The organism is Flavobacterium sp. Arc2 (assembly GCF_041431385.1).
GTDB lineage: Bacteria > Bacteroidota > Bacteroidia > Flavobacteriales > Flavobacteriaceae > Flavobacterium.
The window spans coordinates 1-15,291 of record NZ_JASMRH010000038.1; the positions used below are offsets into that span (position 1 = coordinate 1).

The 15,291-nt window shown below is 34.7% G+C and carries 14 protein-coding genes; 10 read left to right on the forward strand and 4 right to left on the reverse strand.

Annotated features, from left to right (window positions below):
• The first annotated feature begins 684 nt into the window (after nucleotides 1–684).
• The 9 genes from thrS (at nucleotide 685) to QO182_RS18250 (ending at nucleotide 8,248) form a co-directional block, all read left to right on the forward strand.
• Nucleotides 685–2,631, forward strand: a complete 1,947-nt coding sequence (gene thrS, locus QO182_RS18210) for a threonine--tRNA ligase (protein ID WP_371543199.1) — start codon at nucleotides 685–687, stop codon at nucleotides 2,629–2,631.
• A gap of 16 nt (nucleotides 2,632–2,647) precedes the next feature.
• A complete protein-coding gene (gene infC / locus QO182_RS18215; protein WP_369699884.1) occupies nucleotides 2,648–3,205 on the forward strand; it encodes a translation initiation factor IF-3 in 558 nt (185 codons plus the stop codon).
• 154 nt (nucleotides 3,206–3,359) lie between these two features.
• On the forward strand, nucleotides 3,360–3,557 hold the full coding sequence (gene rpmI / locus QO182_RS18220) for a 50S ribosomal protein L35 (protein WP_022827375.1): 198 nt from the start codon (nucleotides 3,360–3,362) through the stop codon (nucleotides 3,555–3,557).
• A 172-nt stretch (nucleotides 3,558–3,729) separates the two neighbouring features.
• Complete coding sequence (gene rplT / locus QO182_RS18225; RefSeq protein WP_016990536.1) at nucleotides 3,730–4,074, forward strand: 50S ribosomal protein L20; 345 nt, start codon at nucleotides 3,730–3,732, stop codon at nucleotides 4,072–4,074.
• Nucleotides 4,075–4,677: 603 nt separating this feature from the next.
• A complete protein-coding gene (locus QO182_RS18230; RefSeq protein WP_371563327.1) occupies nucleotides 4,678–5,346 on the forward strand; it encodes a response regulator in 669 nt (222 codons plus the stop codon).
• Nucleotides 5,347–5,571: 225 nt separating this feature from the next.
• On the forward strand, nucleotides 5,572–5,901 hold the full coding sequence (locus QO182_RS18235) for a hypothetical protein (RefSeq protein WP_371563282.1): 330 nt from the start codon (nucleotides 5,572–5,574) through the stop codon (nucleotides 5,899–5,901).
• A 411-nt stretch (nucleotides 5,902–6,312) separates the two neighbouring features.
• Entirely contained in the window at nucleotides 6,313–6,744 is a 432-nt protein-coding gene (locus QO182_RS18240) for a hypothetical protein (RefSeq protein ID WP_371563285.1), read from the forward strand.
• Between the two features lie 131 nt (nucleotides 6,745–6,875).
• Nucleotides 6,876–7,277 carry a hypothetical protein gene (locus tag QO182_RS18245; protein WP_371563287.1) on the forward strand — a complete coding sequence of 134 codons (402 nt, stop codon included), beginning with the start codon at nucleotides 6,876–6,878 and terminating at the stop codon, nucleotides 7,275–7,277.
• Nucleotides 7,278–7,444: 167 nt separating this feature from the next.
• Nucleotides 7,445–8,248, forward strand: a complete 804-nt coding sequence (locus QO182_RS18250) for an endonuclease/exonuclease/phosphatase family protein (protein WP_371563290.1) — start codon at nucleotides 7,445–7,447, stop codon at nucleotides 8,246–8,248.
• On the opposite strand, the gene QO182_RS18255 is transcribed toward QO182_RS18250, so the two are convergent.
• Together QO182_RS18255 and QO182_RS18260 are read right to left on the reverse strand one after the other, a co-directional pair.
• A complete protein-coding gene (locus QO182_RS18255; protein WP_371563293.1) occupies nucleotides 8,249–9,091 on the reverse strand; it encodes an isoaspartyl peptidase/L-asparaginase in 843 nt (280 codons plus the stop codon).
• A gap of 106 nt (nucleotides 9,092–9,197) precedes the next feature.
• Nucleotides 9,198–10,064 (reverse strand): cyanophycinase, encoded by an 867-nt coding sequence (locus QO182_RS18260; RefSeq protein WP_371543217.1) that lies wholly within the window; start codon nucleotides 10,062–10,064, stop codon nucleotides 9,198–9,200.
• Between the two features lie 216 nt (nucleotides 10,065–10,280).
• Here QO182_RS18260 and cphA point away from each other — a divergent pair, with 216 nt between their 5' ends.
• Nucleotides 10,281–12,905, forward strand: a complete 2,625-nt coding sequence (gene cphA, locus QO182_RS18265; RefSeq protein ID WP_371563296.1) for a cyanophycin synthetase — start codon at nucleotides 10,281–10,283, stop codon at nucleotides 12,903–12,905.
• Between the two features lie 47 nt (nucleotides 12,906–12,952).
• On the opposite strand, the gene QO182_RS18270 is transcribed toward cphA, so the two are convergent.
• The gene (locus QO182_RS18270; RefSeq protein ID WP_371563298.1) at nucleotides 12,953–13,864 is read right to left on the reverse strand and encodes a glutaminase; all 912 of its coding nucleotides are present in this window, start codon (nucleotides 13,862–13,864) and stop codon (nucleotides 12,953–12,955) included.
• 32 nt (nucleotides 13,865–13,896) lie between these two features.
• Entirely contained in the window at nucleotides 13,897–15,159 is a 1,263-nt protein-coding gene (locus tag QO182_RS18275; protein WP_371563301.1) for an asparagine synthetase B, read from the reverse strand.
• Nucleotides 15,160–15,291 lie beyond the last annotated feature (132 nt).

The following is a 15,291-nucleotide window of genomic DNA, read 5'->3' on the forward strand; positions in this document are numbered from 1 at the left end:
CTTTATACCGTTAAACAATACTTTAATTTAGCTTTTTTTTGATGTTCTCTTAACCTTGAGTTTAACTCGCTGAAAATCTATTATTTAAGAATCATGCTCTTTAACCTAGTTATTAAAAAGTAGGAATTATCAGTATTTAAACGAACTGCCTTGCAAGAATTCGCAAAATTAACCCCTCAAAATGCGAGATCTCTTGACTTATTGAACATGGACCTCTCAACCACTTCCTGAAGAAAAGCGAGAGTTTGCTGATTAAGCCCGAATAGACCTCTATTAAAATTAACAAGTTCTATAACCAAATCGAAGCTTCAGCCTTCTTCCTAGAACAAGAAGAAGCATTTGTCAAACTAGCGCGAAGAATTACTTATCAAAGCAAATCCTTTTGAAACACATCTTATTAATCTATCTACAGTTTATAAAAAACACAAAACACCCAACAAAGCACTAGTGCCATAGCCCTGATAGCAGCGAAAATCCTATTGAACCATCCCGATAGTTATCGGGATGGTTCAATAGATTGTAGCGAATAGCAGGAAATAGCTCCTAAAAACAAAGAACATCTCCCTTTTTACAGCGATAAACACAAAACTGCTTTGTTTTACTCCTATATATACAACAAACCTTAGCTATCTATTGTTTGTGTTTTTGTAATGGCGTATATTTGCATTCTTAAATTAACAAACAATGATTAAGATTACTTTGCCCGATGGGTCAGTTAAAGAGTTCGCGTCAGGCGTAACTCCGATGGATGTTGCTAAAAGCATTAGTGAAGGATTTGCTAGAAATGTAATTTCGGCTTCTTTTAATGGTACAACACTAGAAACAACCACGCCTTTGACAACGGATGGCAGTCTTATATTATATACATGGAATGATGAAGGCGGGAAGAAAGCTTTTTGGCATTCTACTTCACACGTTATGGCACAAGTTCTGGAAGAGATGTATCCTGGTATTCAATTGACTCTTGGACCTGCAATTGCCAACGGCTTTTATTATGACGTAGATTTTGAAGATCAAAAAATCACAGAGGCAGACTTTAAGAAAATTGAAGATCGTATGCTTGAGATTTCGAGAGGAAAGCACGAGTTCAAACTTCGTCCTGTTTCTAAAGCAGACGCATTAGAGCTATACAAAGATAATGTTTACAAAACCGAGATGATCACTAATCTTGAAGACGGAACGATTACGTTTTGCGATCATGATACTTTTACCGATTTATGTCGTGGAGGACATATTCCAAATACTGGAATCATCAAAGCAGTGAAAATAATGAGTGTCGCTGGTGCTTATTGGCGCGGTGATGAGAAAAATAAACAATTAACACGTGTTTACGGGACTTCATTCCCTAAACAAAAAGATTTAACGGAGTATCTTCTTTTACTTGAAGAGGCAAAACGTCGCGATCACAGAAAACTAGGGAAAGAACTGGAGTTGTTTGCTTTTTCACAAAAAGTGGGAGCAGGTCTACCACTATGGCTTCCTAAAGGAGCTGCATTGAGAGAAAGATTAGAGCAATTCTTGAAAAAAGCACAGAAAAAAGCAGGATACGAGCAAGTGGTTACACCTCATATAGGTCACAAAGAGCTTTATGTCACTTCTGGTCATTATGCAAAATATGGAGCTGATAGCTTCCAGCCAATATCTACTCCTAATGAAGGAGAAGAGTTTTTATTAAAACCGATGAACTGTCCTCATCACTGTGAGATATACAATGTAAGACCTTGGTCCTACAAAGATCTACCAAAACGTTATGCTGAATTTGGAACAGTTTACAGATACGAGCAAAGTGGTGAACTACACGGATTAACACGTGTACGTGGGTTTACTCAAGATGACGCACATATTTTTTGTACTCCAGAGCAACTTGATGAAGAGTTTAAAAAAGTAATTGACTTGGTACTCTATGTATTTGGTTCATTAGGATTCGAAAACTTTACAGCTCAGATTTCACTTAGAGATAAAGAGGACAGAGAAAAGTATATAGGAACTGATGAAAACTGGGAAAAAGCAGAGAATGCAATTATCAATGCTGCTGCAGACAAAGGATTAAGCACTGTTATTGAATATGGCGAAGCCGCATTCTATGGTCCGAAGTTAGATTTCATGGTAAAAGATGCTTTAGGAAGACAATGGCAATTAGGAACAATTCAGGTAGATTACAACCTACCGGAACGTTTTGATTTAACTTACAAAGGATCTGATAACGAATTACATAGACCTGTGATGATTCATAGAGCTCCTTTTGGTTCGATGGAAAGATTCATAGCTATCTTACTAGAACACACTGCAGGAAATTTCCCACTCTGGTTGATGCCAGAACAGGCTATTATATTGTCTTTGAGTGAGAAATATGAAATATATGCGAAAAAAGTTTTAGATTTGCTAGAAAATCACGAAATTCGCGCCCTCGTTGACAACAGAAATGAGACAATAGGTAAGAAAATTAGAGACGCTGAAATGCAAAAAATCCCGTTTATGCTGATTGTAGGCGAGGAAGAAGAGAAAAACGGTACCATTTCTATCCGTCGTCATGGACAGGAAGGAAAAGGGAACATCAGCGTTACGATCGAAGAATTTGCTGCAATAGTAGATGAAGAGATCAAAAAGACATTAAAAGTATTTACAGTTTAACTTAAATTATAAAGTCATAGCAATAAGAAGCAACAGAGGTTATCAACCTCGCGTAGAAAAAAAGGATGCCCACAGAATAAACAATCTTATTCGTGGTGTACAAGAAGTACGTCTTGTAGGTGAAAACATTGAGCCAGGAGTTTTTAAACTTTCTGAAGCCCTAAGATTAGCAGATCAATTTGAATTAGATCTAGTCGAGATTTCGCCTAATGCGGAGCCACCGGTTTGTAAAATCATGGATTACAAGAAATTTGTTTACGAGCAAAAGAAACGTGATAAGGTTCTAAAAGCGAAATCTACTCAAGTAGTCGTAAAGGAAATTCGTTTTGGTCCTCAAACAGATGAGCATGATTATGAGTTCAAGAGAAAGAATGCCGAAAAATTCTTGAAAGAGGGTGCTAAATTGAAAGCGTTTGTTTTCTTTAAAGGTCGTTCGATTATCTATAAGGATCAAGGTCAAATCTTATTATTGAGATTAGCTACAGACTTAGAAGAATTTGGAAAAGTAGAAGCGATGCCAGTTCTTGAAGGAAAGAGAATGATTATGTTCATTGCACCTAAGAAGAAAAAATAAGAATCCTCCCCTAGTCCCTCCGAAGGAGGCTTAACTAGATGTAATAGGATTACTGATACACCTCGATTACCTCTCCTTCCGATAGCTATCGGAAGGAGAGGTTTGGGGTAAGTAAAAATAAGTAAGTAAGAATAAATTAAAACACTAGGAAAAAATGCCTAAAATGAAAACCAAATCTAGCGCCAAGAAACGTTTTAAAGTTACTGGTTCTGGAAAGATTAAAAGAAAGCATGCTTTTAAAAGTCACATCTTGACTAAAAAATCTAAAAAACGTAAATTAGCTTTGACACATTCAGCGCTAGTTCACAAAACAGATATGAAAAGCATCAAACAACAATTAAGAATTATCTAATAAGCCAGTAGTAAAAAGTCACTAGCCAATAGTTGTAAAACTTTTGCCTAATGCCTACTAACTATTGCCTAGATTTCTTTAGGTTAAAACAATTTAAAATAACCTTGGAGTATGGCCTTTAAGTTCTCTTGATTCAATTCGGGACGCCTGCTACAAAAAAAACAATAAAATTATGCCAAGATCGGTAAATTCAGTTGCAAAAAGAGCAAGAAGAAAAAAAATAATGAAGCTAGCCAAAGGTTACTTTGGTAGACGTAAAAACGTTTGGACAGTAGCTAAAAATGCGGTAGAGAAAGCAATGTGCTACGCTTACCGTGATAGAAAAGTGAACAAAAGAAATTTCCGTGCTTTATGGATTCAACGTATCAACGCTGGAGCTAGATTAGAAGGAATGTCTTATTCACAATTCATGGGGAAAGTAAAAGCTAACGGAATCGAATTGAACAGAAAAGTTCTTGCAGATTTAGCGATGAACCACCCTGAAGCTTTCAAAGCTGTACTTAATAAAGTAAAATAAACGTTTTATAAACTCAATTTAGATTACTTACTTATAAAGAAACCTCATCCGCCCTGGCGTGATGGGGTTTTTTGTTTTAAGAAAGCATCAAATTAGGCCAATTCACATTTAGGGTTATCACAATTAATTATATTTTCTATAATAATTAAAAATTACAACTTCGTGAATACCGCTAAAAATAGCTAAAGTTTAAAACTATCTTTTTATTAATCTGCCCTAGAATAATATCTAATTGCAAAAACAAGAACTTAAGTTATTGCTCAAGCTCAAAACATACTACTCAGCAGCAACGTCAAATTTATTGAATAGCACTAATCAACTGCCATGCGATAGAAAAGCAACACTTACAGAAAACCTCATAAGCTATTAATCAACACGGAGCCCCTAGCCAAACTATGTTAAAAGTGCTATCCTTTGAAAAAAATTTAGGTATCGCTCCTACTGCTATCTATAACGAAACAACGTTTTTCAAAATAAACTTAAAAATAGACTTACAAATGTGGAAAACCGTATTATAGCTAATAAAGGAATAATTACATTTGACACTAAATCCATTAAAGGATTTAAATCAAGTATTCTATTCATTATATAATCGACATCATGATGTTCAAAAAAGTATTAGTTGCCGAAGATCTAGATAGCATCAGCATTACAGTTGTACAAGCTTTAGAGACACTCTCCATTCCGGAAATAGAACATTCTAAATATTGTGATGATGCCTTTTTGAAAATAAAAAAAGCACTTCATGACAATGCCCCCTATGATCTATTGATTACTGATTTATCTTTTAAAAGTGATCATCGCGAAAATAAGCTAACGTGCGGTGACGAATTAATCGAAGCCGTCAAGCAAATCCAACCCAATATTAAAACAATTGTCTTCTCCATAGAAGACAAGTCCTACCGTATAAAATCCCTCTTTAATAATTTAGGTATCAATGCCTATGTTTCGAAAAGCAGAACAAGTATCCCCGAACTTAAAATTGCGGTAGAAAATATTTTCAAAACCGAAGAAAAGAATGTTTCATCTGAATTAGTCTATGCTTTAAATGACAAATCACTACTTGAAATTGAAGCCTACGATATTTCACTACTGAAATTATTATCTAATGGCTGTACCCTAGACGAAATTTCGATATCATTTAAAAATTCAGGAATAATACCTAATGGCAGTAGTAGTATAGAAAAGCGAATTAACAAATTGAAAATTTACTTTAAAGCCAACAATAATGTACATCTAATAGCGATTGCCAAAGATTTAGGACTGATTTAAAAAGCAAATTCTTTCCTCGCTTAGTCTGGACATTTAATGACTACGTAAAATTAAAAAACGAGATTAATTTAAAAAATAATTATACCTTATACTAATCTCAAATCTTTATTTACAAGTCAATAATTAACTAACAATGACACCAAAAATAAAAAAGAGTCCATTACGGTTTTCCGTAAAGTAATCTCTTCTTTTGCACTTAAATTTGCTTTGATTAAAATTTACAAAATGTTTCACTTTAATAATCAAAGCATGCGAATTCACAATAAAAAAGAAGAACTGGGTACTACCGAAGAAAACAATGAAAACATCATTGATAATAAATGGAGTAAACTTCTTATTGATTATAAAAATTACGTAAAGGAATACATTAAACATTACGAAAAGTCGCTAAACGGCAATCCTATTTCATTGACGAAATACCCTTACATGAAAATCAAATCTGAGCTATTAGCTGAACGCATTAACAAAGCACAAGAAAAATCCATTTTAACCAAAAAACAAATCAAAAGGTTTTCAAAAATAAATGTCAAATTAAGTAGTGCTTGCTATCAATAAATATATTTTTAAACTATGATTTATCCTTAACATATCTAATTCTCCTTTTACACCTACATCCCCTTCTCCATTTCTACCGCAAGAAATACTATATTTTTTTATAAGACTAATTATAAAGGCATTCTGATTTAATTTACGTCCAATGCGGTTTCCCGTAACCTAATGTGGATTATTGGAAGTAAGTTTGCCGTATCTAAAATAAAGAATATGGAATCGCAAATCTTGCCTACATCCGACCCTATTGTAATTACCAGAAATAACATGCATAGTTCACATTTTAGTAAAACTTTTTATGACCAAATAAAAATCTAAAAAAAATAAGCAGAACATTGGACTAATGGAATACCCACTTCCTCTTAGAAATAGACAACAATCCAAACGTATCAATAGCATTACAAAAAAAAAGACTCCATGAATTTTAATATAAAAATAGATCAAATTGTTCTTGATAATGACCGCCTAATTATCTTATATAAATCAGGAACCAAAAAAGAAATACTAATTTCGGATTTAAAAGATATTTACATTACCGTAAATAAGATCAAACCCATTTATGAATTTCTAATAATTATCTTTTCTGTAGTTGGTACTCTTTTTGCTTTTTTCTACTTACAAGCGAACCTAATTTTAATTATTTCGTCTTTATTGATTGTAGTAATTACAGCTAAAATGAATAATTACAAGCAATATGGTATGAAGATAAATCTAAAAAATGGAATAACCATCATAAAACGAGTTCCGTTAAAATCAAAAAATGATACTATCAATTTTGTAAATGATATTCGAAAAAAGGTTTATAATAGTAAAATAGAAAGCACTAATAAACTCGCATACAACAAATAAATTATTACACTAAAGTACTCGCAAAACGGATAATTATAACCTGATGAATTCTATCCCGATAAATCAACTATAGGAATTGTATCATCGTAATAATAGTGACATTTAAAAAAACATTAATATTCCTTACCACAATGAGGTTTCCCGTAAAGAAATCAATATATACCATTGTACTTTTGAAAAAAACCTACATGATCATTACTCATAACATCCCAATATCCCTTTTTTGTATATCCCTAATCTTTTGCTCATGTAAAAATTCGAGTGAATCAACTCAGCTTTCGCCTAAATCAACTTATGAAGTTGAGAAAAATAAGGATTCTTTAGAACTTAGTCAATACTTACAGAAGGTTATAGGCACTGATGAAAACGGAGATAATGTCCATGGCAATATAAATATTGAAGGGGAAATTGGCCTTGGTACTCTGATCAATAAAGATGCTATAGCCATAGAAATTGTTGTAGAATGGAATGGAAAAAACAAACTATTAGCTACTGATTCACAAGGTTATAAATACAATCTAAAAGTCAAGTAATTTTACAGACTGACTACCAAAATAAATAGTGAGCTAATCGCTATTTAACTCTTCCACTTTACTCCTGCCATTTTTTCATTTTTCTACAACAAATGAAAGTTTAATCACGATTCTTTTAAAAAATTTGACTAGGTTGCAACCTTTTCAATCGTATTTTCCCCTAATAAATGAAACGTATTCTTTTAGTACTCCTCCTGTTTTTTTATACTGCCTTTTACTCCCAAACAAAACTGCTATCCTGGAATATTGAAAACTTCGGTCAATCAAAATCTCAAGAAGAAATTACTCATATAGCACAGACCGTGAGGGAATATGATATCGTCGCCGTTCAAGAAGTAGTGGCAGGTTATGGCGGTGCACAAGCCGTTGCAAAACTAGCAGACGAACTAAATCGTAAAGGAAGCAAATGGGATTATGTAATTAGTGATCCTACAAGCAGTAGTGCCTATAAAACGGAGCGCTATGCCTTTATATGGAAAACTGCAAAACTTAAAATAATTGGTAAGGCATGGTTAGAAAAAAAATACAATTTAGAAATTGACAGAGAACCATATTTAGCCACATTCCAATATCAAGGCAAACAATTTACCGTTGTGAATTTTCATGCGATAACCCAAAAAATGCAGCCAGAAACCGAAATAAAATATTTCAAATTCTTCCCTGGCGAATACCCTACACTAAATTTAATTTTTGCGGGTGATTTCAATTGTCCGCAATCACATAACGTTTTTAATCCTTTGAGAAAAATGGGATACCAACCTATTTTGGTTGGCCAAAAGACATCGTTAAAACAAAAATGTAAAAATGACCGATGTCTTGCTTCTGAATTTGATAATATGTATTATAAAACCTCTAAGATTAAAACTATAAACTCAGGGTTTATCCCTTTTTACAAAAATTTCAACTCGCTGAAAGAAGCGAGAAAAATATCAGACCATATCCCTATCTGGTTTGAATTTTCATTGAACTAACTATTCAAACACTTCAAATGTATCGCCATCGAAACTTGCAAAAACCATCGAGGGATGAGAATCTTGGTGGTATATATTTCCTTTGCCGTCAATGGCAATTGCACCTGCAAATCCATCATACGGTTTTAGCTCTTTGAACGTTTTGGCGAAAGCTTCTTCTAAAGAAAAACCATCTGTAACGCGGGTTACAATTTTAGTTGCAGTGGCATTACTCATAATGTCCTCACCTACTCCTGTTAAACTCACACCACAAAATGAATTAGCATAATTACCCGCAACAGTTGCTGAATCAGATATTCTACCCGGAACTTCAAATCCTTTTCCTCCTGTGGATGTGGCAACTGCTATTTTTCCGTTTTGATCAAAAGCAACACAACCGACGGTTCCAGTACCCAACGATTTTACTTTTTCTTCATATTCAGCACGACGTTGTGGAATTTCGGTCAAAAATGATTCAAAGCCATTTTTTCTTGCAAAGTTTGTTGCTCCACTTCCGCCTAAGACGCGGTCGTCGTATTGCATTAATATTTGGGCTACTTGAACTGGATTCTTTACTTCTTCGATATTAATGACACCGCTCATTTTTTGGGTTTCCCCATCCATTATCGCAGCACTCATCCTGATTTTTCCGTCACTTTGTATTTGAGATCCAATGCCAGCATTAAATAGTTCATTGTCTTCCAGCAATGAAACGGCAAAAACTACTGTTTCAAGAGCTGAATGCGTTTTTAGATAGTCATACGAATCTTTAACTATTTGCTCTAGCGCTGCTTGTTTGGCTATTTTAGTCTCATTATTAGTTGAAGATTCAGAGAAAAAACCACCATGTATAATTAGTTTCATTAATTTTTGATTTGAGATTGCAAATTCATTCGTGAGGCAACACCTTTTTTGTTTGTAAAACATCAACATTCTGCTGGTAATCGCCCACCCTAAACTTACATTAGTTCTATTTTGAAGTATGAATTTGCATTTTATGTGTTCCAATGTTATAAGTATCATTCATACTCATTACATGAACCACCAAGTTATTTATTGAAATGGGTTGTCCTAATTCTACCTGAGTCAAATTAGTATCTTTAATATCACGTCCGTCCACTAAAATAACTAATCCAGAACCAATCGCTTCCATTTCGTTATTATTAGTAATTAATAAACCCGTATCTTCTCCTAATCCTATTCCTAGTACTTTTGGATTGCTTACAACTGTTTGAAACAACCTCCCTATTCTACCTCTTCTAACAAAATGGGTATCAATAACAACACCGTCTATTAAACCGAGTCCGCTGGTAATTTTCACTTCTCCTTTCAATAACGCTTCTGAACTGCTTCCCTGATAAATCATACTGTTAGAAGCTGCTGCTGCACCGGCAGATGTACCAGCATAAACAAACTCCTCGTTATGGTATTTATCCAATAAGATATCATGAAATGGAGTTCCACCAAGAATTGAAGTCAAACGCAATTGATCCCCACCTGTAAATATTACAACATCGGCTGCTTTTAAGCGTGTCAAGAGTGCTTCATCTGCGGCTTCCTCCCGTTTTTCTATATAAAGAACATCAATATTTGTGGCGTCTAAATAGGCAAAAGCTTTGACATATTCAGGACCAATTTCTTTGGGGATTTTTGACGCTGTAGTAACTACCTCAATACGTGAGTTTTCTTTATGTTTTGATTCGCTGATTATTCTTTTAAGAATTCCAGTTTCAAAAAAATTTAAATTACTGGCGCTATTTTTATCTATATCGGTTTCAGTAAAACTTCCTTTGTCTACTGCACCTCCTATTATTATCAATTTTCCTACTATATTCATCCGGCAAAAATAAACAAAATAAAAAAAAGAGCTATTGAACGACTCTGTTTATTTTTAATAATTATAAACGCGTCATTACTGTTAATTAAACTACATAAATTTTGTTTCATATTCAAAAACCTTTATATTGGTAGCAGTCTATTCCCTAACAGAAACAATAGAGAATAGAATTTACTAACAATAATTTGTTTCAACTAAAATAACCCCTCCGTTTTTATGAAAATAATAAAAATACAAGCTCTTCGTGGACCAAATATTTGGAGTATCCAAAGAAAAAAACTAATCCAAATGCGGTTGGATTTGGAGGAAATGGAACAATTCCCAACCAATAAGATTGACGGATTTAAAGAAAGAATAGAGGCAATATTTCCTACAATGATTGAACATCGTTGCTCAGAAGGTTGTCGAGGCGGATTTTTTTCCAGAGTGGAACGTGGTACATGGATGGGGCATGTAATTGAACATATCGCACTTGAAATACAAACATTAGCGGGTATGGAAACCGGGTTCGGAAGAACTCGTGAAACAAAAACGCTGGGAACTTATAACGTTGTTTTCAGCTACACAGAAGAAAATGTAGGCTTATTTGCTGCAGAATCTTCTGTTGCAATTGCCGAAGCCTTAATTGCGGGAACTGAATATGACTTAGAAAGTGATTTGCAAAAAATGCGAGAAATCAGAGAACGTGTCCGTTTAGGGCCAAGTACCGGAAGTATCGTAGAAGAAGCCGTTTCTAGAAACATTCCTTGGATAAGACTGGGAACCAACTCATTAGTTCAATTGGGTCACGGAATAAACCAAATGCGTTTTCAAGCTACAATTACTTGTAAGACCAGCAGTATAGCCGTAGATATGGCTTGCAACAAAGAACTGACGAAAAAAATGCTTGATATGGCGTCGATTCCTGTCGCCAGTGGAAGTATTTGTGTAGACGAAGAAGATTTGGCAGAGACCATAAATAAAATTGGTTATCCTATTGTTCTGAAACCTCTTGATGGAAATCATGGTAAAGGCGCTTCTATTAATGTTACTAATTGGGAAGATGCTGTTTCTGGTTTGGCTTTCGCCAAAGAATTCAGCAGACGTATAATCGTTGAAAAATTCATTACTGGTTTTGATTTTAGAATCTTAGTGATTGACAATAAATTAGTAGCTGCCGCAAAACGAGTGCCTGCTCATGTAATAGGAAATGGTAAAAACTCAATCCAAGAATTGATTGACGTAGAAAACCTAGATCCAAGAAGAGGTTACGGACATGAAAATGTCTTAACACAAATCGATGTGGATAGAGATACCGAAGACCTGCTTGAAAAATTAAATTATACCTTAGAAACTGTACCAAGATCAGGTGAGATTGTATTTTTAAAATCTACTGCTAACCTAAGTACAGGCGGAACTTCTGTAGATGTTACAGATATGATGCACCCGGAAAACATATTTCTAGCCGAAAGAATTTCAAGAGTAATCGGATTAGACATTTGTGGTGTGGATATTATGGCTGAGAATTTAACGCAGCCATTAAAAGATAATGGCGGTGTTATTCTTGAAGTAAATGCAGCACCTGGTTTTAGAATGCACCTAGCACCTTCTGAAGGTTTGCCTAGAAACGTAGCAGCTCCTGTTATTGATATGCTCTATCCTCCAGGGAAATCATGCCGAATTCCGATTATCGCTGTCACTGGAACTAATGGTAAAACAACCACAACACGATTACTTGCTCATATCGTAAAAAACAATGGTTACAAAGTAGGTTTCACTACCTCTGATGGGATTTATATTCAAAATCACATGATGGAAAAAGGGGATACTACGGGACCTCAAAGTGCGCAATATATATTAAGAGATCCTACTGTTGAGTTTGCCGTTTTAGAAACTGCAAGAGGAGGAATATTACGTTCCGGCCTGGGTTTCAGCATTTGTGACATCGGAATTATCACCAATATACAAGAAGACCATTTAGGAATAAGTGACATTCATACTTTGGATGATTTAGCAAGAGTAAAAGCTACTGTCGTAAAAAGCATTAAGAAAGACGGCTGGGCTATTTTGAATGGAGATGATGAGCATTGTATAAAATTAGGTGCTGATTTAAGTTGTAATGTGGCTTACTTCAGTTTAGATGAAGAAAATCCGTTCATCAAAAAATTAAGCGCTGAAGGAAAAACAGTTGCTGTTTATGAAAATGGTTTTATTACTGTCAAAAAAGGAGAGTGGAAAATTAGAATTGAACGTGCCACTCATGTTCCTTTAACACTTGGCGGAAAAGCCAAATTTATGATAGCAAATGTTCTTGCAGCAACATTAGCCAGTTATTTATGGGGATTCAAAACAGAAGATATCAGTTTGTCCTTACAGACTTTTATTCCTAGTGCTGCTCAAACTCCAGGACGTATGAATATTTTTGAGTTCAAAAAATTCAAAGTATTGATTGATTTTGCACACAATGCTTCCGGTTACAAAGGTGTGGAAGAGTACTTACAAAGTGTTGAAGCTTCTAAAAAGATTGGAATTATTGCTGGTGTAGGAGACCGTCGTGATGAAGACATTCGTGAGTGCGCCTCTATTGCCGCCAGAATGTTTGATCACATCATCATTCGACAAGAAAAATATTTGAGAGGAAGAACCGAAGATGAAATTATAGATCTCATATTAGAGGGAATTGCGGCTTCAGGTAAAAATGTCACTTATGAAATCATCCCAAAAGAAACGGAAGCCATCAGGCATGCCATCAATTGTGCTGAAGAGGGAAGTTTTATTACTGCCTTAAGCGATGTGGTTACTAATGCTATCGAAATTGTACAGGAATATCTGGACAAAGAAAATGAATATGGTACCGTTTAATTTTTTATATAAATATAAAAGCTACTGGAAACAGTAGCTTTTTTTTGCTAAAATATAGACATCCCAGTTTTATTAGTCAATAATTCCAAGGCATGCATTCCTAATTCTGAATTGCCTTTCTTATTTAATTTTGGAGACCACGTAGCTACCACAAAAATTTCAGGGAATAATGCCACGATACCACCACCAATTCCACTTTTGCCTGGTAATCCTACTTTATAGGTAAACTCGCCGGACTCATCATAAAAACCGCAGGTTTGCATTAAAGCATTTAATCTTTTTACTTGACTCCTTGTTAAAATTTGTTTTCCTTCTTTAGTTTTTCCTTCATTGGCAAAAAAGTAAAAAGAATGTGCCAGTTCCTTACACGTCATTTCTAGGGAACATTGATGAAAATAAAAATCCAAAACAGTATCTACATCATTTTCAATATTTCCAAACGACTTTAAGAAATTAGCTAAAGCTGCATTTCTAAAGCGAGTATCTTTCTCAGATTGCGCTACGTCCAAATTATATTCAATTGTTGAACTTCCAGAAATCAACCTTATAAAAGCAAGAAAATCTTCTTTTGGATTTTCTAAACAGGAAACTAACATATCAGCTATGACAATTGCTCCCGCATTAATAAATGGATTTCTCGGGATACCCTTTTCATGTTCCAATTGAACCAAAGAATTAAAAGCAGTTCCTGAAGGTTCAACACCCACTCTTTCCCATATTTTTTCATCTAGAAAAGAAAAGGCCAAAGCCACGGTTAATGCTTTTGAAATACTTTGAATAGAAAATTTTTCATTACTGTCCCCAATACCAAAGTCTTCCCCTTCGATAGTCGTCAAATGAATTCCAAATTTATTGGGATTCACTTTCGCTAATTCAGGTATGGTTTCTGTCACATTTCCTTTAGTGGGAAATTGATTTGACTCCAGTTGTATTTCTTGTAAAATTGATGCGTAATCCATAATGTAATAGTGATTTTAGAAAGCAATCAAATTTAGGTCTTTTGTTTCTTCTTTTTGGCTGCAGGAAACAATACATTATTTAAAATTAATCGGTAGCCCGGAGAATTAGGGTGCAAATCCAAAACCGTAGGTGCTTCCCCCACCTGATGCTGAAAATCTTCTGGATCATGTCCTCCATAAAAAGTAAACATTCCCTTTCCTTTTTCGCCATGAATGTACCGTGCTTCCCCATTGAGCTCACAACTACCCATTATTAAAACGTTTGACTTAACCAGTGCAGCATCAAAGGAAGTAGTTTGTCCCATAAACCCTTTTACGAGTTGCGTATGATTTTGACATAGCATACTGGGTATAGGGTCCCACTTAGCGGAAAATTCCATAAGTGTAAAATAATCTTTATCCATAGGAATACGACGTTTCTCTGTCATATCAATATCTGAAAATTCATATTTATCAGGTTTCCTTTCTAAAACAAAGTCTTTGAAAGCAAAAGTATTAACGTAATTCATATTAGACTGATAATTAGCATCACTAGGATCACCATCAAACATTGGCTCACAAATATCAACTCCAACAGCTGCCAGAGCAATATCAAAACTATCAGTAGCGGAGCACATGGCAAACATAAATCCTCCGCCAACAACAAAATCTCTTATTTTTTTTGCGACAGCTCCTTTTTCCTCAGAAACTTTAGTAAAACCTAACTTGGATGCTAATTCCTCTGCTTCTTTCTTATCCTCAATATACCAAGGTGCATTTCTATAGGCACCAAAAAACTTCCCATATTGTCCCGTAAAATCTTCATGATGCAAATGAAGCCAGTCATAAAGTATTAATTGGTCACTTAAGACCTCTTCATCATATATAGGAGTAAATGGAATTTCGGCATAAGTTAAAACAAGGGTAACTGCATCATCCCAAAGTTGTTTGCCTTTTGGGGTATAAACAGCAATTCTAGGGGCTTTTTCAAGAATAACGACGTCCATGTTTTGAGATGGACTTGCTATTTCATCTAAAATTCTAGCTTCTTCATTATCTGAAAGGACTTCAAAACTCACCCCTCTAATTTGGCATTCCTTACGAATCTCCGGAGCATCCGGTAACAAGAAAGAACCACCACGATAATTGAGTAACCAGCTCGCTTTGAACTTTTTTTCTAAACACCAAAATGTAATCCCGTAGGCTTTCAGGTGATTCTGCTGTGTATTTTCGTCCATTGGCAGCAAAATAAAAGAAGCTTTTGCAGCAATTGATAGCAGAAAGACTAGAATAAAGAGTACTCTTTTAGGAATCATTGTATAAGAATTTGAATCAAAGATAGAAAAGGAAAAGATTTATATCGCTCGAATTTAATTTTTTAAATCAATACTTCTTAAGATAGCACGCTAAAAGAAACTGTTTAAACCAAACTGCCAAGTACAGAAAAT